This window comes from Lysobacter antibioticus (assembly GCF_001442535.1).
GTDB lineage: Bacteria > Pseudomonadota > Gammaproteobacteria > Xanthomonadales > Xanthomonadaceae > Lysobacter > Lysobacter antibioticus.
Map to the genome: position 1 here is coordinate 3,488,470 of NZ_CP013141.1, position 23,129 is coordinate 3,511,598.

Sequence of the window (23,129 nt, forward strand, 5' to 3'; positions counted from 1 at the left end):
CCGAATAGCAGACGCCGCCATGACTCCCGCCCGCACCACCCTGCTGCGCATCCGCGAAGGCCACGCCAAGGTCGGTTTCAGCGAATTGTTCTTCGACCTGGTGTTCGTGTTCGCGATCACCCAGCTGTCCCACACCCTGCTCGAAAACCTCAGCACGCTCGGCGCGCTGCGCACCGCCCTACTGTTCCTGGGCGTGTGGTGGCTATGGATCTTCACCTCCTGGGTCACCAACTGGCTCGACCCGGACAAGGTGCCGGTGCGGCTGATGATCTTCGCGTTGATGTTCGGCGGATTGCTGTTGTCGTCGTCGCTGCCGCAGGCCTTCGCCGAACGCGGCCTCGTCTATGGCCTGGTGTTCGCGGCGATGCAGGTCGGGCGCACCGCGTTCATGCTGTGGGCGCTGCGCGGCGGGCGCAGCCCGGGCAATTTCCGCAATTTCGTGCGCATCCTGATCTGGCTGTCGGTATCGGCGGTGTTCTGGGTGCTCGGCGGCCTGGCCGAACCGGAGTCGCGGATCGTCTGGTGGCTGGTCGCGGTGGCGATCGAATACCTCGGCCCGCTCGCCTACTTCCGCGTGCCCGGCCTGGGCCGTTCCTCGCTGTCGGACTGGGACGTCGAAGGCGCGCATCTGTCCGAGCGCTGCGGCTTGTTCATCATCATCGCCCTGGGCGAATCCATCCTCATCACCGGCGCCACCTTCGCCAAGCTGGAATGGAACCCGAGCACGGTCGCCGCGTTCTGCATCGCCTTCCTCGGCAGTGTGGCGATGTGGTGGATCTACTTCGACACCGGCGCCGAGCGCGCGACCCACCGCATGCTGCAGCAGACCGACCAGACCCGGCAGGCGCGCCAGGCGCGCAATGCCTACACCTATCTGCATCTGCTGATCGTCGGCGGGATCGTGGTGTGCGCGGTCGCCGACGAACTGGTGCTGGTCCATCCCGACCACGCCGACGGCGCCGGCATCGCCGCGATCATCGGCGGGCCGGCTCTGTATCTACTGGGTTGCGCCTTGTTCAAGTGGGTTACCAATACCCGCGTGTTCCCGCCGTTTTCGCACTGCGCCGGCCTGCTGATGCTGGCCGCACTGGCGTTGGCGAGCGCGCCGCTGCATCTGTCGCCGCTGCTGTTGGGTGCGGCGACCAGCGCCATCCTGATGATCGTCGCCGCCTGGGAAACCATCGCGCTGCGGCGGGGGCTGTTGCCGGCGGCTCCGGCGGCGCATTGATCGGCAGGACCTCTCGGCGCGCGAAACTGGACGCGCAGCGCACACATTGCCGTCGTCGCCGATCGAAGCGGCGTGCCGTCGCGAGGGGTAGGAGCGGCGCGAGCCGCGACCGCGGCGTTGCGGTCTTGCGGCGCATCGCTCAAGCAAGCTCAGGATCAGGATCAAACGCCAAGAGCTTCCTCCGCCAAGCTGGACGCGCAGTGCACACACCGCCGTCGTCACCAATCGAAGCGGCGTACGTTCGCGAGGGTAGGAGCGGCGCGAGCCGCGACCGCGTTGCTTCGGTGTTGCGGCGCGGCGCTCAAGCAAGATCAGGATCAGGATCAAACGCCAAAAGCTTCCGCCACTAAAGCGGCGGGTTACTTTCTTTTGTCATAAGCAACAAAAGTCCGCCTGGATTCCCTTCGGTCAAAGCTAACCAAAGAAAAATGCTTTTCTTTGAATCACAGGCCCGCACGGCCGATGCCGACGCAGGGATTTTTCATACGGGACATCCTTGTCCCGATGAAAAACGGCGCGCATCCCTGCGCGCCGCCCTCCGGGTCTTCGATTGCCTTCGCTAGTGCGAGGCGACGCACAGCAACAGCAACGCCGCGTCAGCGGACGGAAGCTTTGCTCTTGCTTGTAAGAAACGACGCAAGACCGGCCCACCGCGGTCGCGGCTCGCGCTGCTCCTACCCTCGCGAAAGTACGCCGCCTCGACAGGCCACGTCGGCGTTGACATCGCGACTTCTACGCATCGCCTGACGCAGCGCCGAAATCGCGACGGAACCCTTCGATTGAACCGTCGCAGGCCACGGGCGCCGCCTCCGCGGCCCCAGGCGGCCGCCCCACGCCAAGCGGCCGCGATTCCGGCCACGGTCGCCCGGAATGGATGTTTTGCGCAAAGACCGCACGAAAGCTTTGACATCGTCGCCGCGTCCGGATAATTTGCGCCGGCCAATGTGACTTGAGTCACAGATATGGTGAGAGCCGGCGCCCGATCTACCCGGAGCCGGCCTGAGGCGATGACCTACAGGGGACCGTATGCGAAGTCAGCAAAACACCGTGCCGCGTCAGCGGCTCGGCGAGCACGCTCATGCCATCGTTTTCGCTGCCGGCCAGGATGGCGCGACCATTTCCTCGATCGGACGCCTGCGCATCGGCCCCGGCCCCCGCTTCGCTCCGCGCGCACTGGCCTGGCTGTCGGCCCTGCTGGTGCTGGGCGGCGCCCTGCCGGTTTCGGCGTCGGAACAGAACGACGCCGTCGACACCGCCTTGAACCGCGTCAGCTATGCCTCGCTGCTCACGGTCACAGCGGTCAGTAGCGGCGGCACGCCGGGCACGACCTCGACCAACGTCGGCGCGGCCGCGTTCGACGGCAATCCGCCGACCGCCTACGACCCGCGCATCAATCTCGGCTCGAACACCTTCAATTTCATGACGCCCTCGCCCTCGGGCTCCACGGTCAACGTCGTCGGCGGCGGCCAGGAAGCGGCCGGTTCGCTGACCTTCAATTTCAGCCGGCCGGTGGTCAACCCGCGCTTCCACTTCGCTCGCCTGGGCGGCACCGGCGGCAGCGCAGGCAACAGCACGACCTTCCTGACCGCGACCGGCGGCGCGACCTGGACCGTCATCGGCGGCGCCTTGTCGACGACCCTGGGCAACACGCGCCTGCGCGCTTCCTCGACCGCCCCGTCGGTGACCTGCACCGACCCGGCCTCGACCTCGGGCTGCGGCACCGCCCAGCTCAACGGTAGCTTCACTTCGGTCGCGCTCAACATCGGCCTCGGCAACCCGACCACGTTCACCGGCACCATAACCGCGGACGGCTATGGGGTAACCATCACCGTCGACGAAGACTTCAGCGATGCGCCGACCAGCTACGGCATGGCCGGCCACGTCAATTCGGGCCTTACCCTCGGCGCCAGCCTGAGCATCGACCCGACCCTGCCGTTGACGATTCCGAACGGCACGGCTTACATCGCCACGCCGCCGGCGACCAGCCCGCGCGCCAGCACCAACGCCGCCGGCGATACCGACAACGCCTTCGCGTCCTTGCCGATCGTCGGCGTCGGCAGCTACAGCCTGTCGGTGCCGGTGGCCGGCTTCCAGACCGTCGCCGGCGCTACGCCGCAGCTATGCGGCTGGATCGACTTCAACCGCAACGGCAGCTTCGAAACCGGCGAGCGCGCTTGCGCCGGCGTGACCGGCAACGGCAACGTCGCCTTGAACTGGACGATCCCGACCGGCGCGACCTATGTCGCCGGCGAGAGCTATGCGCGCCTGCGCCTGGGTTACACGACCTCGCAGGTGCAAAGCGCGACCGGCTTGGCCGACAGCGGCGAGGTCGAGGATTACCCGATCACTCTGTTGCCGCGCGTGCGCCTGAGCAAGGCGCTGGTGCCGACGTCGGACCCGGGCTTGTTCAATCTGTCGGTCGTGCCGCCGTCGGCGAGCGCGGTGCAGACCAACACCGGCGCCGTCGCGAACGTCGGCCACGGCGGCACCACCGATTGGGTGCCGGCGCCGCTCGGTACGCTCATCACCGTCAGCGAAACCGCCGGCACCGGCACCAGCCTGAGCAATTACACCTCCAGCATCGCCTGTACCGACCGCTCCGGCGCCACGGTGACGCTCGGCGCCGCCGGCACCACCCGCACTTTCTCCAGCATGGTCAGCGCACCGGTCGGGCCGCCGACCACGCCGAACACCGCCAACGCCAATCTCAGCGAGATCAGCTGCATCGCGACCAATGCGCGGCTGCCTACGTTGCAGGTGGTGAAAGTGACCCAGAACGGCGTCGGCACGTTTTCGTTCGGCGGCAGCAACGGCATCGCCAATCACGACATCACCACCGTCACCGCGGGTACCGGTGTGGCCGGTCCGGTGCAGGTGCTGACCGCCGCGAGCACCGCGACCACCGTTACCGAGGCGCCGCTGCCGGCCGGTTATCTGCTCGGCGGCATTTCCTGCAGCGGACTCGGCGCCGGCGGCAATGCGACCGTCGACCTGCCGAACCGCAGCGTGAACCTCGACGCCGCCGCGACCGCATCGGGCAGCGCCATCGTCTGCACCTTCACCAACATCGCCCAGGTCGCCGACCTCGCCATCACCAAGACCAACACGCCCTTGGCCGGCGACAACGACCAGGCCAACGACACCCTCGTGCGCGGCGCCACCACGCAATACACCTTGCGCGTCACCAACAACGGCCCGGTATCGGTGACCGGTGCAGTGGTGCGCGACACGCCCGGCGCGGGCTTGAACTGCCCGAGCGGCAACCTGGTGAGCTGCAGCAGCGTGCCTGCCGGCGCCTGCCCGGGCGCACCGAGCCCGATCCTGATGAGCGACCTGACCGCGGGCGTACCGCTGGGCACGCTGTCGGTCGGCACGGTAGCGACCCTGACGTTTTCGTGCACCGTGCTATGACGGGGCGGCGGAACCGCTTCCGCCCCGCCTGCTAGATTTCCCCGCTGGATTTGCGATCGCAGGGCCAGCTCGCGCGATCGGCCCTGCGTTCGTCAGCAGCGATGGATTCGCCGGCTCTGTATTTCGCTATCGCGCAGCGCCGTCGCTGCGCGAACCTCATGGCCGTGCTTGGCCGTGTCTGGCCGGACCCGCCGTGAGGTCCGATCACCCAGTTGCGCGCAGCGCCCGTTGCGCCGGCCCGCTACAGCACCGTGCACGAGAAGCTGAGCGTTACCACCGCGCCCAGCGGTAAGGTACCCAGCGCCACACCGGCCGTCAGATCGCTCATCAGGATCGGACTCGGAGCGGCCGGGCACGCGCCGGCGGTGGCACTGCTGCAGCTCACCACATTGCCGGCCGGGCAGTTCAAGCCCCCGCCCGGTGTGTCGCGCACCACCGCACCGGTCACCGACACCGGCCCGTTGTTGGTGACACGCAAGGTGTATTGCGTGATGGCGCCGCGCACCAGGGTGTCGTTGGCCTGGTCGTTGTCGCCGGCCAAGGGCGTGTTGGTCTTGGTGATGACGAGGTCGGCGACCTGAGCGATGTTGGTGAAGGTGCAGACGATGGCGCTGCCGGCGGCGGTCGCCGCGGCATCGAGCGTCACGCTGCGGTTCGGCAGGTCGACGCTGGCGTTGCCGCCGGCACCGAGTCCGCTGCAGGAAATACCGCCGAGCAAATAGCCGACCGGCAGCGGCGCCTCGGTAACGGTGGTCGCGGTGCTCGCGGCGGTCAACACCTGCACCGGGCCGGCCACACCGGTACCCGCGGTGACGGTGGTGATGTCGTGATTGGCGATGCCGTTGCTACCGCCGAACGAAAACGTGCCGACGCCGTTCTGGGTCACTTTCACCACCTGCAACGTAGGCAGCCGCGCATTGGTCGCGATGCAGCTGATCTCGCTGAGGTTGGCGTTGGCGGTGTTCGGCGTGGTCGGCGGCCCGACCGGTGCGCTGATCAGGCTGAAGAAGGTGCGGGTGGTGCCGGCGGCGCCAAGCGTCACCGCAGCACCGGAGCGGTCGGTACAGGCGATGCTCGAGCTGTAATTGCTGAGACTAGTGCCGGTGCCGGCGGTCTCGCTGACGGTGATGAGCGTACCGAGCGGCGCCGGCACCCAATCGGTGGTGCCGCCGTGGCCGACGTTCGCGACGGCGCCGGTGTTGGTCTGCACCGCGCTCGCCGACGGCGGCACGACCGACAGATTGAACAAGCCCGGGTCCGACGTCGGCACCAGCGCCTTGCTCAGGCGCACGCGCGGCAACAGAGTGATCGGGTAATCCTCGACCTCGCCGCTGTCGGCCGACGCGGTCGGGATCTGCACCTCGCCGCTGGTGTAGCCCACGCGCAGCCGTGCGTAGCTTTCGCCGGCTACATACGTCGCGCCGGTCGGAATGGTCCAGTTGAGCGGCAGATTGCCACTCCCGCTCGGTGTCGCGCAGGCGCGCTCGGCGGTCTCGAAGCTGCCGTTGCGATTGAAGTCGATCCAGCCGCACAACTGCGGCGACGCCCCGGGCACGGTCTGGAAACCTGCCACGGGTACCGACAGCGTGTAGGTGCCGACACCGACCGGCGGCAGCGAAGCGAAGGCATTGTCGCTGTCGCCGCCTGCATTCGCGCTGGTCAGCGGATTGGACGCGTCCAGCAACGCCGTCGTCGTATGCACGGTGTTCACCGCATCGGCTTCGGCCGCATGCGCTCCGGCCGCCGGCGTCGTGGTGGAACCGAGGAACAAGCCGCCGACCGTGTGTTGCGCGGCGCCGTAGCTGCCGGGCGCGTCGCTGACATCCTCATCGAGGGTGATCGACAGACCGTAGCCGTCCGGGGTGAGGTTATTGGTGCCGTTGCCGCCGACCTGATTCATGCGATTGGCGACGAAGAACGTGATCACTCGGTAAGTGCCGTTGACCTGGAACGTGCCGCAGCCGGCGGTAGCGTTGTTGAGGCAGTCGACGCCGCCGGCGTTGAAGCCGCTGCGCACGCGCGGCATGCCCGCGCCCGGCACGCCCACCGGCGCGGGGGCGACGATCAGCCGGGTGCCGGCACCTGGACCGAGCGCGGTCAGGGTCGCTCCCGGCGCTACCGCGGTGTCGATGGTCCAGGCAGTGGTGTTGCGGGAGTTTCCGGTCGCGGCGGCCCACTCGCTGACATGGAAGCGCGGGTTGGTCACCGGGCGGCTGAAGGTGAAGGTCAAGGTGCCGGCCGCCTGCTCGCCGCCGACCGCGACCACCGCCGAACCGGGGGTCAACAGCCGATAGCTGACCTGGGCGATGCTGATCGGCGGATCGAAGTAGCTATTGGTCGTGGCGAGGTGCGCGCCGGTGCCGTTGAAGGTGGTCGGCCCGGTACCGGCTGCGGTGACATTCACCGTGACCCCGGAGGGAAACGCGGTATTGCTGCCGAACCCCGTGGGCACGCCGTTGCTTTCGGCGGCGAACGCGCCGGTACCGGCCCCGCCCCACAACAGCACCGAGGCCAACACAGTGAGCACAGAGCGCCTCCAGCGTCCGCGCGGTGCCAGCGAACCCCGGGAGCCTCGTGCCAATGCACATCGTTCGACGCTTGCCGTTCTCATGACCCACCTCGTTGCCGCATTCGACGTCGCGCAGACGGATGACGCAGGCGTGCGGCATGGGGTTCGGGACGTCGTTGTCCGGCCCGGAGCGATCAGGCGATCCTTTGCTTCAGCCCGCAGCGGTCCCTGGCGCGACCGGCGATGGCCGCACAGGCTTGCTCCGCACCGGCTGTTCCCGGGCGATGTATCCCCATTCCGCTGAATGCACGCCCTCCCCGGGCGCCGCCAGATTCCGCATATATGTGATATGCATCACAAATATCATGCCAAACCCGAAGCCCAGTCAAGACGGGCGCGGAGGTTTGGCCGGAGAGGCATGTATTTGACGTGCAGGGCAGATCGCTGACGCACAGCGTCAATGTCTGCTTGGGTATTCAGGGACGGATCCGGCCTGCTCCGGGCGCAGTGACCCGCCTGCCGGCATCGGCAGTCGGCTCGATTGAGTCCATCGGGTCCATCGGGTCCATCGAGCCTGGCGGCCCCAGGCGGTGCGGCGCCTGGCTCAGACCTCCAGGGTCATCCCCGGCCGCGCCAGTTGCACCTCGATGCCGTAGCGCTCGCCTATCTCGCCGGCCAGCGCTTCGCGCGCCTTGTCTTCGCCGTGGACCAGGGCCAGTTGCGGGCGGCCGCCGATCTGGCCGTACCACTCGATCAGGCCCTTTTGGTCGGTGTGCGCCGACAGCCCGCCGATGGTGTGGCGCTGCGCGTTGGCGCGGACATCCTTGCCGTGGATGCGCACCCACGGCGCGCCGTCTACTAGGCGCCGGCCGATCGTGCCTTCGGCTTGATAGCCGACGAACACCACATGGGTCTGCGGCTTGCCGAGGTTGTGCTTGAAGTGATGCAGGATGCGGCCGGCGTTGGCCATGCCGGAACCGGCGATGACGATGGCGCCGCGTTCGATGCGGTTGATCGCCATCGATTCTTCGGCGCTCGCGGTCAGGCGCAGGTTCGGCAGCTGGAACGGGTTGGGTTTGTCCTTCCACACTTGCAGCGCGTCTTCGTCGAACAACTGGGCATGGCGGTCGTAGACACCGACCACCTTGGCCGCCATCGGGCTGTCGAGAAAGATCTGCCAGCGCGACAGGTTCCACTCGTCCCAGTACTTGGCGAACCAGTACAGCAGCTCCTGGCTGCGGCCCACCGCGAACGCCGGGATCAACACGTTGCCGCCATCGTTCCAGGCCTGTTCGAGGATGCGGCCGAGTTCGAGGATGGTTTCGGCGCGGTCTTTGTGCAGGCGGTCGCCGTAGGTCGATTCCATCAGCACCAGGTCGGCCTGCGCGATCGGCGCGGGGTCGCGCAGGATCGGCGTGCCCTTCGGCCCGATGTCGCCGGAGAACACCAGGGTCCGTCCGTCGGCTCGCAACTCGACCGCGGAGGAACCGAGGATATGCCCGGCCTCGCGGAATGCGATCTCGATGCCGGGCAGGATCGTGCGCGGGCTGTCGTAGGGCAAGGATTCGACCCGCTGCATGGTCGCCTCGACGTCTTCGCGCGTATACAGCGGCAACGCTTCGGGCTGTCCCTGCGCGCGCCGGCGGTTGCTGCGCTCGGTTTCGCTTTCGGCGATGGACGCCGAATCCAGCAGCATGATGCGCATCAAGTCGGCGGTCGCGGCCTGGGCATAGATCGGCCCGCGGAAACCCCGCCGCACCAGCAAGGGCACGCGGCCAATGTGGTCGATGTGGGCGTGGCTGATCACCAGCGCGTCCAACGCGGCGACGTCGAAAGCGAAGGGGTCGAAGTTGCGGCGCTCGGCTTCGGGGCTGCCCTGGATCATGCCGCAGTCGAGCAAGATGCGATGGCCGCCGGCCTCGACCTCGTGCAGGGAACCGGTGACTTCGCCGGCCGCGCCGTGGAAATGGACTCGCATGCAATGGGCTCCGCAGCTATCGACAAAGGCGAACGCTAGCACGGCCCCTGCGAAGGTCCCTGCCTGCGATCTGCACGCAAGCACCGCATCCGGCGGATCGCCGCGGATCGCCGTCCTGGGCTCGAATCGCTGGACTCGGCGCAGCGGCCACACAAACCGGGCAAAACTGAACGAATTCGCGCCACCCCACATGACCTTCGACACCCTTCCCGGCCCCGGAACGGGACTATCGTCCGCCCGTGATCCGGGCAAGACCGTGCAGCGCCGGTCCGAAATCCGCCACACTCCCGATTCGTATTTCGCCAACGCCTTTCCGGCTGGAGTCCGCTGTGACCTTCAAAAAACCGCAAGTCCTGCTGTTGTCCCTCGCTATCGCCACGGTCGTGGCCGCCTGCGGCAAGCAGGAAACCCCTGCCCCGACCGCGCCGGCCGCCGCCGACAAGCCGGCCGAAACCAGCGCGCTGAAGCTCGACGAGAGCAAGCTGCCGCCGGTCAACCGCTTCGTCGTCGCCGACCTGGACACCGCCAAGGACGCCTGCACCGACTTCGGCGGATACGTCAACGGCAAGTGGCTCGCCGCCAACGCCATCCCGGGCGACCGCACTTCGTGGGGCGCTTTCGAAATGCTCGATGAGCGTTCCACCGCGGTGCAGCGCCAGATCGCCGAACAAGCGGCGGCGGACAGCAAGGCCACCGGCGTGGAGAAGATCGTCGGCGACCTGTGGTCGACCGGCATGGACGCGGCCAAGATCAACGCCCAGGGCCTGGAGCCGCTGAAGGGCGACCTGGCCAAGATCGACACGCTCGACAGCGCCGAGAAGATCGCCGACTACCTGCGCAGCTCCGCCGCCACCGGCGACAACCCGCTGTTCGGCTTCGGCGCCGAAGCCGACTTCAAGGATTCGGCCAACAACATCGCTTACGCATCGCAGGGCGGCCTGGGCCTGCCGGACACGCCGTACTACTCCGACGCCAAGCACAAGGACAAGCTCGCCGCGTACGAGGCCCACATCGCCAAGGTACTCGAGCTCGGCGGCACGCCGGCGGCCGACGCCGCCAAGCAGGCCAAGGACGTGATCTCGTTCGAGACCCGCCTGGCCAAGGCCTCGAAGTCGCGCGAAGAGCTGTCGCGCGACGTCTCGCTGTACTACAACCCGGTCAGCCCGGCCGACGCCGACAAGCTGACGCCGAACTTCTCCTGGACCAAGTTCTTCGAGTCGCAGGGCGTGGCCCTGCCGAAGATGTTCTCGCTCGCGGTGCCGGCCTTCCACCAGGAAGTCAGCAAGATGATCGGCGAAGTCCCGGCCGAACAGTGGAAGGCCTACCTGCGCTTCCACGCCATCGATGGCGCCTCGCCGTACCTGTCGGACGCCTTCGTCGAAGAGAACTTCAACTTCTACAGCAAGACCCTGCGCGGCCAGAAGGAACTGAAGGAACGCGGCAAGCGCGTGCTCGACACCATCGAAGGCCAGGCCGGCGAAGCGCTGGGCCAGATGTACGTCAAGGTGGCCTTCACTCCGGAATCCAAGGAGCGCATGCAGACCCTGGTCAAGAACCTCAGCGAAGCCCTCAAGGTGCGCATCGAGAACCTGGCCTGGATGAGCGCCGACACCAAGAAGAAGGCGATCGAGAAGTGGGCCAGCTTCACGCCCAAGATCGGTTACCCGGACAAGTGGCGCGACTGGAACGGCCTGGCGACCAGCCGCGACAGCTACTACGCCAACGTCAAGGCGGCCAACGAGTTCAACTACAAGTGGAACCTGGGCAAGATCGGCAAGCCGGTCGACAAGACCGAATGGGGCATGCCGCCGCAGATGGTCAACGCCTACTACAACCCGCTGCAGAACGAGATCGTGTTCCCGGCCGCGATCCTGCAGCCGCCGTTCTTCGATCCGAAGGCCGACGACGCCACCAACTACGGCGGCATCGGCGCGGTGATCGGCCACGAGATGACCCACGGTTACGACGACCAGGGTTCGCGTTTCGGACCCACCGGCAATATGGAAGTGTGGTGGGCGCCGAGCGACGCCAAGGCGTTCTCGGGCCTGACCGACAAGCTGATCCAGCAGTTCAACGCCTATGAAGCCGCCCCGGGCCAGCACGTCAACGGCAAGCACACCCTCGGCGAGAACATCGCCGACCTCGGCGGCCTGGCCACGGCCTACGACGCGATGAAGAAGGCCGCCGGCGACACCCCGGACCCGAAGACCGACGGTTTCACCCGCGACCAGCGCTTCTTCCTCAACTGGGCGACGGTGTGGCGCCGCAACTTCACCGCCGAAGAGATGAAGGTGCGTCTGCAGACCGACGAACACGCCCTGGCCAACTTCCGCGCGATCGGCGCGCCGTCGAACCTGCCGGCCTTCGCCGCCGCGTTCTCGTGCAAGCCGGGCCAGCCGATGGTCCGCGAGGGCGACAAGCAGGTGGTGATCTGGTGATCCATCGCGGCGCGGCCCGAGGGCCGCGCCGCAACCGAGATGCGGAACGAAAGGCCCGGGATTCCCGGGCCTTTTTTCTTGGCTGAAGCCCTCATCCGGCCTGCGGCCACCTTCTCCGGCTCCGGCAAACGGGTGAGCGGAGGCCGCTCGCGAGCCATCGGCCCGCGCGCTCGCGAACGCGAGGCGTTCGGGCCAAGGCACAGGTGGGGGGTGAGGGCCATCGGCCAGTCCTCCCAACCGCCAAACCCGTTCATCGCCGTCACCGACGCAGTTGTTAAACTCCCGCATCCCCAGGATGGAATACGCGATGTCGACCCTACGCCCGCTTGCCTGCGCCCTCGCCCTCAGCCTGATTGCCGGCCTGGCCTCGCCGACCGCCGATGCCGCCAAGAAGAAGGCCGCCGCCAAGCCCAAGGCGCCCGCCGCCGCATCGGCCTGCAGCGACTTCTATGCCAGCGCCAACGGCGACTGGCTGCGCAGCAACCCCTTGTCCGGCGCCGGTTCGGTGTCCTCGCTGGAAACCCTCGCCGCCAATGCGCGCAAGCAGCAGCTGGAACTGCTCAACAGCGCCATGACCGCGCCGCAGGGCAACGTGCAGAAGCTGCTCGGCGACTTCTGGGCCAGCGGCCTGGACGAAGCCGCGGTCGAGCGCGACGGCGCGCAGCCGATCGCCCCGCTGCTGGGCCGTATCAACGCGATCAAGAAGGCCAAGGAAATCCCGGCCTCGATCGCCGCGCTGCATCAGGTCGGTATCCCGGTCGCCTTCAACTTCGGCGCCGACATCGACCTGCAGGACCTGGAACGCCACATCGGCTATTTCAGCCAGGGCGGCCTCGGCCTGCCCGACCCGGCCTATTACACCCGCACCGACGCCGATACCCGTCAGTTGCTCGGCCACTACAACAACTACGTGCAGAAGATCCTGACCCTGACCGGCACGTCCAAGGACCAACTGGCGGCCGAGTCGCTGTTCGTGATCGATCTGGAAACCCGCATCGCCCGCGCCTCCAAATCGTTGCCGGACCTGCGCGACCCGCGCGCCAACTACGCCCCGGTCGCGGTCGCCACCCTGGCCAAGCAGTACAAGAACCTGCAGCTGGGCGCCTTCCTCAAGGCCCAGGGCGTCACCGACGACAGCGTCTCGCTGGCAAACCCGCAATTGTTCGCCGAACTCGACAAGCTGCTCGGCAGCCTCAAGCCGGACCAGTGGAAGACCTATCTGCGCTGGCGCGTCGGCGATTCGATGGCGCCGTACCTGGCCAAGCCGTTCCGCGACGCCGAATTCGAGTTCCGCGGCCGCGTGCTGCGCGGGCATGCCGCGCCGGCGCCCCGTCAGCAGGCCGTGCTCGACGCGATCACCCTCGCCGCCGGCCCGATGGTCGGCCACGAATACGCCGCGCGTTATCTGCCGGCCGCCACCGATGCGCGCGCCGAACAGATCGCCGCCCAGTTGCGCGACGCCTTGGGCAAGGCCATCGACGCCGACACCCGTTTCAGCGAGGCGGTCAAGCACGAAGCCCGCGCCAAGCTCGGCAAGCTCAAGATCGAAGTCGGCACGCCCAAGCGCGATCTCGACTACAGCGTGCAGCCGATGGGCCGCGGCAGCTTCGGCAGCAACATGCTGATCGCCTCGACCTGGCGCCACCGCGAGGAAATGAAGCGGATCGGTCGCGGCAACGCCGACCGTCGCTGGGACGTGCTGCCGCAGGAGCCGTCGCTGGCCTACGACATCGCCCAGAACCGCTTGATCGTGACCGCGGCGATGCTGCAGGCGCCGGTGCTCGACATGAGCAAGCCCGAGGCCGCGCAGTACGGCTCCTACGGCGCCCTGGTCGGCGCCGAGTTGACCCACGGCTTCGACAGCCGCGGCCGCTACGTCAACGCCAAACAGGAAGTGCGCGACTGGTGGACCCCGGCCGAAGTCTCGGCCTGGGACTCGCTCGCCGGCCGCGTCGCCGCGCAGTACGGCGCCGAGCCCTATCCGGGCCTCAACGGGGTCAAGGTCAACGGCAATCAGGTCCGCGAAGTCGCGATCGCCGACCAGGCCGGCGTCGAACTGGCATGGTCGGCGTTCCGCGCCGCGTCGCCGGCGGCGAGCAAGGACGCCGACCAGGCCTTCTTCCGCGCCTGGGCCGGCCTGTGGGCGCAGCAGCTGAGCCCGGAAGTCGCGGCGCAGCGTTCGGCCGCCGGCATCCATGCCCCGGGCCAGTGGCGCACCAACGTGCCGCTGTCGAACCTCGCCGCCTTCGGCGAGACTTTCGGCTGCAAGGCCGGCACCGCGATGCAGCGCAAGCCCGACCAACAGATCAAGGTGTTTCCCTGATCGAGGCGGCACGCAGCGAATCGCGATGAGCTATAACGAAAAAGCCCGGCGCAAGCCGGGCTTTTTCGTTGCCTGCCGTGGCCGCGCAAACTCAGAGCAAGGACAGCCCGTGCACTTGCGTGCGCTGGGTGTCGATGTCCAACACCCGGCCCTGGTCGTCGTACAACAGCAGGCGACCGTCCTGCTCGCGCACCGACACCGCCGCGCCGTACGGCCAGTCGATCGCCGCCAGCGAGGCCGCGTCGTTGAAGCGGACCAAGTGGAAGCGCATCGCCTCCTCGCCGTACAGGCCGACCAGGAAACCGTTGGCGAGCGACTTGATGCTGCAGTCGCGCAGCTTGCCGAGTGCATGCGCGGACAGGTGTACGCTGCGCCGGTAGTTCGACCACGAATACGCCAGCCGCATGCCGTCGTCGTCGGCCGAAACATCGAGCAATTGCGCGCCGGTGATCGGGTGCAGCCGCAGGCGTTGCTCCAGGCTCTCTGGCACGGCGTCGCGCGAGCGCAGCGAGCGCCGCGGCAAGCGGTAATGCCAGCAACTCGCGCCGCGCGCGTCCTGGATCAGGAACAACTCGTCGGCGGCGAAATACTCGGCCGCGATCACCCGGCTGTTGGGCTCGCTGACGCTCCACAGCACGTCCAGCGACGGCCGCGCCGCGTCGACCACCAGCAGGCGGTCGTTCGACACCAGCGACCAGGCGATGCCGTCGTAGCGATCGGCGGCGAACTGGATCGGCATCACCCCGAGGTCGGCGATCTCATGGTGGGCCAGATCCAGCCGTGCGATGCGCGACACCGCCTCACGCGGTGCGATCGCCAGCGCGACTTGCAGGCTGTCGGCGATCGCTAGCTTGTAGGCCGGCACCGCATAGCGGCGGACGCTGCGGCCGTGACGGTCGATCACCGCGACACCGGCTTCGCCGAGCGCGGCGAGATAACGGCCCTCGCCGATGGCGACGACGTCGTGCGCGGTATGCAGCCCGGCCGCGGGCGCCTGCCAGCGTTGCTCGCCCTGGCTCTCCCAGAGCTTGCGCCCGGCCACCGCCGGCACGCCCCACGCGGGCAGATCGGCGCGCAGCCAAGGGTCGCCGGACAACTTCAGCAGACGCTCCAAGTGCTGACGATCGAGGGCGTTCGCGCAAGCGGCGCGATCGGCCGCGAGCGCGGGCAACACGCGGGTGGCGAGCATGCGCACGGCCTTGCCGCTGCTTTTGGACGCCAGCAGCGCTTCGGCCAGGGCCGCGCGCGGCAACGGCGGCGACGCCGGATCGGCCAGGGTCGCGATGCGCTCGGCGTAGTGTTCGATCGTGTCGGGCAGCAGACTCGCGCGCTGCACCAGGGCGCGCGCCGACAATTCGTCGCCGGCGGCCTCGGCCGCGAGCAACCAGCGTCCGGCCTGGTCGCGCAGTTCCGGCTCGGGCCAGACCGCATCGACCGCAGCCAGCCACTGCCCGCGCTCGACCAGCGCCTGGCCCCATTCGCCGCGCAGCCTGCGTGCGTGCTCGGGGTGATCTTTTTCCAGCATCGCGATCGCCGCGGCGAAGGCATTGTCGCGACGCGCGACCAGGATCGCGCGCTCGCTGTCGCCGGACAGCATCAACAAACGGATGATGGTTTCCGCCGGCATGTCCCAGCTCAGCGCAAGCTCGGCCGCCTGCGCGTGACGCTGGTGGCGCACCAGATAATCCAGTGCTTCCTGGCGTGCGTTGAGCAGTTCGGCGAGCACGAATACGGCTTCGTCGATCTGGCCCTGGCGATCGAGTTTGTCGAAGGCCTGGCGATAGAGTTTGCGCAGGTGCTCGCGCTCGTAGTCGCCGAGGTTGATGTCGGTCGCGACCTGACGCTCGCCGCCGAGGCTGAGGTCGCCGCGCCGGCCCGGCGTGCCGAAGGCCTGGCCCAGCGAATCGCCACGGCCGTCGATCGGCAAGGCATTACGCAACGCCTCGCCGAGATCGCCTTTTTCGAACTGCGCCATCATCCGGCGCAGGTAGGCGCCCTGGCGCATGCCGATCAGTTTCGAAGCGCGGCTCGCCATCGCGAAACGCACCAAGGCCGAGCGCCAGGCCTGCGGCGCGCGCGGCGCCGATCGTGCGCGCAGGGTAGCGGCGGCACCGTTGCGCGCCTGGGTGCCGGCGTGACCGCCGCGCGCCTGCGCCGGCTCGCCCGACAAGCCCGGAAAACGCCGCAGCAGCCAGTCCGCCATGCCGTCGCGGGTGCCGGTGACGCGTTCGCGCAAGCTCGGCGGCGCATCGGCGCCCACACCGCCACGCGCACGGCGCAAGAACTCGCCCTGCTCCTTGCTCGGCGGCGGAATACGGTCGCCGAGCACTTCGCGCACGCGCTTGCCGGCGAGCCGGTCGTGACGCGTCGGGCGCAGGCTCAGGCGGCCGTCGTAGGTGTCGTGCAGGGCGTAGTCGTCGATGTCGATGACCAGCGAAGGGTCCAGCGCCTGCGCCTGGGCGAAGTGCAGCGGCTGCAATCGTCCGCCGACCACCAGTTGCACGTCGGCCGGCGCCAGCGCGGCGAGCTCGTCGGCGGTCAGCGGCCCCGCGTACAGGCCGTGCGCACCGATGCGGCATAACGGCACGCCGGCCGCCTCGCTGCATTGCATCGGCCGCGCCTGATCGAAACAGAGCACGTCGCCATCGTCGAAACGCCAGGCTCGGCAACCCATCGTCCAGGCTTGCAGAATGCGTTCGGCGCGCCGCTCCGGCGCCAGCCAGTCGGCGCCGAACCACAGCCCCGCCACCGGCTGCCAGCCTCGCCAGACCGGGTGGCGCACGGCCGTATCGGCCTGCGCCCCCGCATTGGTATTCGTTTCAGCCATCGTCTCCCCCTGTGTAGACGAGCATCTTTCGCGCGCCGTCGCGCAACACCACCAAACGGCCCTGCAGGTCGACCAAGGCGATCAGGTCGGCGTCGACGGCGACGCTGACCGTGCTGATCGGACTCGGCGATTCGTACAGCACCGAACGCTCTTGCGCACCGATGCGCAGCAACGCCTTGCGATCCGGACGCAAGGCGATCAAACCGATGTCGTCGCCATCGGGCTGGCTCAGCCCGGCCACTTTCCAATCGGCCGGCAACACGATTTCGTACTCGCTAGGCGGGCGATCGGCGATGCGCGCGAATACCCGCCAGATGCTGGAGCGTTCGCCGCCGTGCCCGCCGACGATCTGTTCGACGCAGTAGCCGCCTTGCCATCGGTCCGCAAAACAGGTGCCGCTGAGGAAGGCCGCATTGACTGGGCCCAGGAACGCGACACGCTCCAGAACCTGGCTGCGATGAGTCGCATGCAGATGCAGATGGCCCTCGTCTTGGCGCAGATAGACCATCCGCTCGGCGTCGGCGCGCGCGATGGCCAACACCTGCTCGGCCACGATCTCGTAAGTCGTGCTTTCCGACGCATGCCGCGTCCATGACAGTAATTTGCGCTGGCTGGACAGCAGCAACAAACGCCGATAGAAAGCGCCGCGGTTGAACCACACGCAAGGCTGCAAACGCGCCTTGCCGGTGGTGACATCGAGGTCGCCCGGCGGGGGCAGCGGCAGCCGGCCCATGCCCTCGAGTTGCCAACCTTCCAGCCACTGCGCCTGCGGGATCAGCCCGGCGAAATGGCGCTCGGTGAGGGTCGCGGCAAGCAGCGACTTGCCCTTGCCCCAGCGCGTGGTCTTCGGCGGCTGCAAGCCTGTCGCCTCGCTCGACGGCAAACGATAGACGTTGGCGGCGTTCTCGCCGGCGAGCGGCACGGCGATGTGGCGCGCACCCCAGGCGATCAACGGCGGCTGCTTCAGCGACAACTTGCCGCCACCGTGCGCGCCGGTCTGCACCCCGCTCAGGCGCGCGACCGCGACGCGCTCGAATTCGCCGCGCAACAACGCGCTGGAACGCTCCGGCGACGGCAAGGTCAGGCGCAGTTCGCGCCGCGCCTGGCGCGAGGCGATGGTTACCGCCAGTTGCTGTTCGGCGGCGCGCGAAACGTCGACACGATGGCCCAGGCCATAGCCGGCCGCATGCGCACCGATCGACCAGCGCTCGCCCGGGCTCGGATCGGCCTCGTCGAGCAGGCGCCGCCACTCGCGTTCGTGCTCATCACGCGCGGCCTGGGCGTTGCCCTCGCTGGCGGCAGCGGCGCCGCCCGGCGCCAGGCTGCGCGCCTGCAGCAATTGCTTGAGCCGTTCGGGCGAGTCGGCCGGATGCAGTGCGCCGGGCGCACCCAGCACGCCCCAGGCGAAGCGCGCTTTCGCCGCCTGCGCGCGTTCGGCCAGCAGGATCCACATCGCCACGTGCACCAGACGCGGCGCGCCGAGTTGGCTCGGCCCGGTGTCGAACACCGCCACGGTCAGCGCATCGGCTTCGCGCGCGACCAGTTTCGGCGACAGGAACAGATGCTCGCCGCCGGCGGCGCGGCGGTCGAATTCTTCCGGCACCTCGTCGGCCAGCGCCCACTCGCTCAACAATAGGCGTTCGTAATGTCCGCGCCGGCGCAGATCGTCGATGCCCTCGGGTTCCGCCACGCCGCGCTGCGCGCGCATCCGGAACGCGCCGAGCATCGGATGCAGGCGCAGCAGCAGCTCGCCGAGCAGGTCGACGATCTCGGCATCGAACCAGTCCAGCCACGGCCGCCAGGGTTTGAGCGCCTCGGGTACCCGCATCGGCTCAGCTCCGCCAGTGCGCGCGGATCTGCGCGATCAGCTCGTCGCTGGCCGGCAGCGCCCGATGCAGCGGCACGATCTGCATCGGCTCGGGCCACAACAGCAGCGGCGATTGCCGATGCCGGCGCGCGATCGCGCGCAGCAGCAGGTCCAGCGGCAGGTCCGGACGTTGCGTGGTCGGCAGCCACAGCGCCGGCGCCTCCTGGCACGGCGCGATATAGGCCACGCCGTCGCTCCACGGCAGCGCGTCGCCGGCGCCGGTGACGATGACGGCATCGGCGTTCGCCGTCAGCATCAGCGCCTCGCGCATGCGCGCGTCGATGCGCGCGAGCGCATCGAGCAGGCCCTGCGCCGCCGCGCCGATCCCGATCGCGCCTTGCGGCGCAGGCGGGTCGGCCTCTGCCCGCCAGCGCCACTTCATGTCGGCGCGGCGACCCGTTCGACCAACCGCGCGCGTTCGGCGGCGAGCTCGGGCGGAATCGAATGCGGGTCGAAGTTGGCGTCGATCTCGCGCAGCAGGGCCTCCGCTATCGTCGCCGCGGCCGGTGCGTCGGCCGCGCCGTGCAGGCAACTGCGCGCGGCTTCGATCAGGCGCGCGGCGCGCGACACCGGCTGCAACACGGCGTGTTCGACCGCGGCGCGCAGGGTCGGGTTGGCCGCCGCCGACAGCGAATCGCGCAAGGCGTCCTGGGCCGCCGCCTGTGCCTCGCGGGTCGGCATCACGTAGAACAGCGGCCACAGGTCGGCGGCGGTCGCGGTGTCGCGGCCGGCAAGCACGGTCGCCGCGGCGATCAGGCGCTGGACCTTGACGATGCGCCGGTCCGACAGGCTCAGGCCGGCGCCGCGCAATCTGCGGATCGCATCGGCCAGCAGGCCGCGCGCCGGGCCCATGCTCACCTGCGGCACGCGCCGGCTCAGCAGGTCGATGTCGGCCAGTTCGGTGCGGTGCTCCACGGCCGCGCGCTCGGCCTGCCAACCGCCTTCGAGCAGAGCTTCGAGTTGATGGTCCGGCACCGGCTCGACGAACAGGTGCAACAGGAAGCGGTCGGCGAACGCCGCCAGCGACTCGTCGTCGGGCAAGGCATTCGCGGCGCCGACGCAGACCCGCAGCGGGCAGTCGAGCTGGGTGTGGCCACGACGGAAGCGGCGCTCGTTGAGCACGCCGAGCAAGGTGTTGAGGATCGCGGTCGAACCGAGGAAGACCTCGTCGAGGAAGGCGACTTCGGCCTCCGGCAACATGCCGGTGACGTCGGTCTCGACCACGCCCTCGCGCAGCCGGCGCAGGTCGACCGGGCCGAACAATTCGGCCGGCTCGGTGAAGCGCCCGAGCAGGTATTCGAAGTAACGGCCGCCGAGCGCGGCAGCGACACGCCGCACCACCGCGCTCTTGGCGGTGCCGGGCGGGCCGATGATCAGCAGGTGTTCCTGGGCGACCGCGGCGAGCACGATCAGCTCGGCGAGTTGCTCGCGCTCGACCAGACCGGTGGTGGCGGAATGGACGGCATCGCGGACGCGGGCCGCGGCCTGCTCTGCGGCGGAAGGTTCGGGCGAAAAAGTCATCGACGGACGGCCTGGATCCTTGGCGTCGCCATCGGCGGACGGCGCGCTGGCGGCGCGCGGTCCTGCGGCGGCGGGCTTGCTGACGGGGCGTGGTTCGCGGCCCGGAAACGGACCTGCGCCACAGTTCGCACTGTAGGCGCAGCGCTCGTCGAACCGCAACCGGCACCGCGGTACGGTCGAGATCGCCGGCCTATCCTGCGCGGTTTTTCTTTACGCTATACGCCGCCACGCCCGGCCAGGATGCCGTCATGCCCGATACCTCCCTCGACGATCTGCTCGCCGCGCTCGCCGCCAGCCCGCACAACCCGGCGCTCGGCATGCTGGTCGTGAACGCCTGCCTGAACGAATCCGACCCGGACGCACTGATCCGTGCGATCGAACTCGGCGGCGACGCCCTGCTGGCCGACCCGACCCAGCGCGACGCCGCGCTGCGCCTGCTGCTGGAGCACCGCCACGATGAACGCGTGGTACGGATCGCCCCGGAGAATTCGGCGGCGTCGCTGTTCGCGCGTTCGCGCCTGCTGCTCGGCGAAGGCCGCCGCGAAGACGCGCGCAGCCTGTACCAGCAGGCCATCGCTCTCAACCCGGCGCTGGAAGACGCGGCCCTGGCGACCGAGCTGGCCGGCAAGGTGATCTCGCTGGCCAATGCGCGGCGCATGCAGTCGGGCAGCCTGCAGACCAGCATCGCCAACGACGACACCGATGCCGACGACGTGTCGCGGCTGTTGCAGCCGCCGGAAGCGCGGATCGGTTTCGCCGACGTCGGCGGCCTGGACGAGGTCAAGCACCAGATCCGCCGCCGCATCATCACTCCCTTCCTCAAGCCCTCGCTGTTCGAGCGCTTCAAGCGCCGCTCCGGCGGCGGCATCCTGCTGTACGGCCCGCCCGGCTGCGGCAAGACCCTGCTCGCCCGCGCCACCGCCGGCGAGTGCGGCGCGCGTTTCTACAACGTGGCCATCACCGACGTACTGGACATGTATATCGGCGAGTCCGAGCGCAAGCTGCATGCGATCTTCGAGACCGCGCGGCGCACCGCTCCGGCGGTGGTGTTCTTCGACGAGATCGAGGCCATCGGCGGCAAGCGCCAGTACTCGCGCGAGGCCACCTCGGCCAAACTGGTCAGCCAGTTCCTGACCGAGCTCGACGGCTTCGGCCAGAACAACCAGGGCGTGCTGATCCTCGGCGCGACCAACGTGCCGTGGGCGGTCGACGCCGCGTTCCGCCGCCCCGGCCGCTTCGACCGGGTGCTGTTCGTGCCGCCGCCGGACGACCCGGCGCGGCGTGCCATCCTCGATCTGCTGCTGCGCGAGCGCCCGCTCGGCGACGACATCGACAGCACCGAGATCGCGCGCCTGAGCTCGGGTTATTCCGGCGCCGACCTGCGCAACCTGGTCGAGACCGCGATCGACGAGGCCATCGAGGCGTCGATCGACCAGGGCCGGGAAATACCGCTGACCATGAGCCACCTGCGCGCGGCCTTGAAAGACACCCGTTCGACCACCCTGGAATGGCTGACCACGGCGCGCAATCACGCCCGTTACGCCAATCAGGGCGGCCAGTACGACGAGGTGCTGGAATTCCTCAAGCGCCACGGAGGCGGCTGATGGCGGCCTCGGTCTATCGTTTGCCCGACGAGCCCTTGCCGTCCGGTCTCTCGCGCTATGCGGTCGACCCGGTCTGGCCCTTGCTCAGCGTGATGCTGGCCGGCAGCGGTTTCGGCCTGCTCTGGTTCGGCTTCAACTCGCTGGCGATCGGCAGCCCGACACGCCGGCGCGAATGGCTGTGCATCGGCCTGAGCGCGCTCGGCAGTCCGCTGCTGCTGTTCGCTCTGCTGCTGTGCGAGCAGAACGGTTGGCTGCAGGGCGCGCAGCTGCGCTACGCGTTTCTGAGCATCCTGTTGCTCAAACTGGGCATGGCCTATGCCGTGTACCTGATGCAGCAACGCTGCTTCGAGATCTGGGAGTACTACGGCGGCCAGCCGCGCAACGGCCTGCCGTTGACGATCCTGCTGGCCGTGGTCGGGCGCGGCGCGCTCGGCGCCGTGCAACTGCCCGCCTTGTTGTCGGTGATTCTGCAATGAACGACGCCAGCCAAAGTTATTGGTTGCAGATGGCCGAGCGCTACTACGCCCACGGCCAGATCGACGAAGCCATCGACGTGTTGCTGCGCCTGCTCGGCGAAGACCCCGACCAGGCCGGCGCGCACGCCTTCCTGGCCCTGTGCCTGGTCAAGCGCAAGCGCCTGCATGCGGCCGCGCTGGAAGCCGCGCGCGCACTCGAACTCGAACCCGACTCGCCGTTCGCGCACCTGGCCGCGGCGATCGTGGCGACCGCGGGCCGGCGTTTCCGCGACGCCGAAACCCATCTGCAGTCGGCGCGCGAACTCGACCCGGACTCGGCCTCCATCGCCGACGCCTTCGCCCGCCTCTACAACGCCTGGGGCCGCGATGCGCAGGCCCTGGACGAAGCGCGCCGCGCCTGCGAGCTCGAGCCGGCCGATGTCGATTACCAGGCCCTGCTGGCCTCGCTGGAACTGCGCCGCGGCGAACGCCAGAAAGCCGAGACTCTGGCGCGCGAGGTGCTGGCCGCGCATCCCGAACACGTCGAGGCCTTGTGCGTGCTCGGCCATTGCGAACTCGCCGCCGGCCGCACCGACAGCGCCCGCGACCACGCCGTCTGGGCGCTGCAGATCGACCCGATGGACGCCGAGGCGCTGACCCTGATGGCGGCGGTGAAAGCACGCCGCAGTTGGCTGCTCGGGGTGTGGTGGCGGTTCCAGAGCTACATCAGCGCCGGTTCGCGCACCCGCGCGGTGGTGCTGTTGCTCGGCATCTTCCTGCTCTACCGCATCGCCCTGATCGCCCTGCCCGAGCATGGCCTGTCGCACTGGGCCGGACCGCTGTCCTACCTGTGGCTGGGGTTTTGCGCCTACACCTGGATCGCACCGGGCCTGTTCTGGCGCTCGATCAAGCGCGAGCTGGAACAGGTCAAACTGCGCCCGGGGTTCTGAGCGGGCGCCGCTGGCCTA

At 68.7% G+C, this 23,129-nt stretch carries 13 protein-coding genes; 7 read left to right on the top strand and 6 right to left on the bottom strand.

Annotated features, from left to right (window positions below; genetic code table 11):
- The first annotated feature begins 19 nt into the window (after positions 1-19).
- Both GLA29479_RS14065 and GLA29479_RS14070 read left to right on the top strand, forming a co-directional pair.
- Positions 20-1,228 carry a low temperature requirement protein A gene (locus GLA29479_RS14065; protein ID WP_057971964.1) on the top strand — a complete coding sequence of 403 codons (1,209 nt, stop codon included), beginning with the start codon at positions 20-22 and terminating at the stop codon, positions 1,226-1,228.
- A gap of 1,026 nt (positions 1,229-2,254) precedes the next feature.
- Positions 2,255-4,639, top strand: a complete 2,385-nt coding sequence (locus GLA29479_RS14070) for a prealbumin-like fold domain-containing protein (RefSeq protein ID WP_082638672.1) — start codon at positions 2,255-2,257, stop codon at positions 4,637-4,639.
- Positions 4,640-4,880: 241 nt separating this feature from the next.
- Here the strand turns inward: GLA29479_RS14070 and GLA29479_RS14075 are convergent, their stop codons facing one another.
- Both GLA29479_RS14075 and GLA29479_RS14080 read right to left on the bottom strand, forming a co-directional pair.
- On the bottom strand, positions 4,881-7,166 hold the full coding sequence (locus GLA29479_RS14075; RefSeq protein WP_057971966.1) for a prealbumin-like fold domain-containing protein: 2,286 nt from the start codon (positions 7,164-7,166) through the stop codon (positions 4,881-4,883).
- Positions 7,167-7,752: 586 nt separating this feature from the next.
- Positions 7,753-9,126, bottom strand: a complete 1,374-nt coding sequence (locus tag GLA29479_RS14080) for an MBL fold metallo-hydrolase RNA specificity domain-containing protein (RefSeq protein ID WP_057971967.1) — start codon at positions 9,124-9,126, stop codon at positions 7,753-7,755.
- Between the two features lie 329 nt (positions 9,127-9,455).
- Between GLA29479_RS14080 and GLA29479_RS14085 the strand changes: the two genes are divergently transcribed.
- Positions 9,456-11,564, top strand: coding sequence for a M13 family metallopeptidase (locus GLA29479_RS14085; RefSeq protein WP_057917425.1), 2,109 nt, complete (start codon positions 9,456-9,458; stop codon positions 11,562-11,564).
- A gap of 307 nt (positions 11,565-11,871) precedes the next feature.
- The gene (locus tag GLA29479_RS14090; RefSeq protein WP_057917424.1) at positions 11,872-13,887 is read left to right on the top strand and encodes a M13 family metallopeptidase; all 2,016 of its coding nucleotides are present in this window, start codon (positions 11,872-11,874) and stop codon (positions 13,885-13,887) included.
- Positions 13,888-13,978: 91 nt separating this feature from the next.
- On the opposite strand, the gene GLA29479_RS14095 is transcribed toward GLA29479_RS14090, so the two are convergent.
- From GLA29479_RS14095 to GLA29479_RS14110, 4 genes are read right to left on the bottom strand one after another with little or no spacing between them, the layout of a single operon-like run.
- Positions 13,979-16,714, bottom strand: a complete 2,736-nt coding sequence (locus GLA29479_RS14095) for a bpX6 domain-containing protein (RefSeq protein ID WP_057971968.1) — start codon at positions 16,712-16,714, stop codon at positions 13,979-13,981.
- Entirely contained in the window at positions 16,707-18,542 is a 1,836-nt protein-coding gene (locus GLA29479_RS14100) for a hypothetical protein (protein WP_057971969.1), read from the bottom strand. Before GLA29479_RS14100 ends, GLA29479_RS14095 begins: the two co-directional genes overlap by 8 nt.
- A gap of 4 nt (positions 18,543-18,546) precedes the next feature.
- On the bottom strand, positions 18,547-18,963 hold the full coding sequence (locus tag GLA29479_RS24625; protein WP_057971970.1) for a bpX5 domain-containing protein: 417 nt from the start codon (positions 18,961-18,963) through the stop codon (positions 18,547-18,549).
- Positions 18,960-20,102: an AAA family ATPase gene (locus GLA29479_RS14110; RefSeq protein WP_057971971.1), complete on the bottom strand. Its 1,143-nt coding sequence runs from the start codon at positions 20,100-20,102 to the stop codon at positions 18,960-18,962. The genes GLA29479_RS24625 and GLA29479_RS14110 overlap by 4 nt, the downstream gene beginning before the upstream one ends.
- Before the next feature lie 248 nt (positions 20,103-20,350).
- Here GLA29479_RS14110 and GLA29479_RS14115 point away from each other — a divergent pair, with 248 nt between their 5' ends.
- From GLA29479_RS14115 to GLA29479_RS14125, 3 genes are read left to right on the top strand one after another with little or no spacing between them, the layout of a single operon-like run.
- On the top strand, positions 20,351-21,706 hold the full coding sequence (locus GLA29479_RS14115) for an ATP-binding protein (protein WP_057971972.1): 1,356 nt from the start codon (positions 20,351-20,353) through the stop codon (positions 21,704-21,706).
- On the top strand, positions 21,706-22,182 hold the full coding sequence (locus tag GLA29479_RS25335; protein ID WP_057971973.1) for a hypothetical protein: 477 nt from the start codon (positions 21,706-21,708) through the stop codon (positions 22,180-22,182). Before GLA29479_RS14115 ends, GLA29479_RS25335 begins: the two co-directional genes overlap by 1 nt.
- A complete protein-coding gene (locus GLA29479_RS14125) occupies positions 22,179-23,111 on the top strand; it encodes a tetratricopeptide repeat protein (RefSeq protein ID WP_057917417.1) in 933 nt (310 codons plus the stop codon). The genes GLA29479_RS25335 and GLA29479_RS14125 overlap by 4 nt, the downstream gene beginning before the upstream one ends.
- The last annotated feature ends 18 nt before the right edge of the window (positions 23,112-23,129 follow it).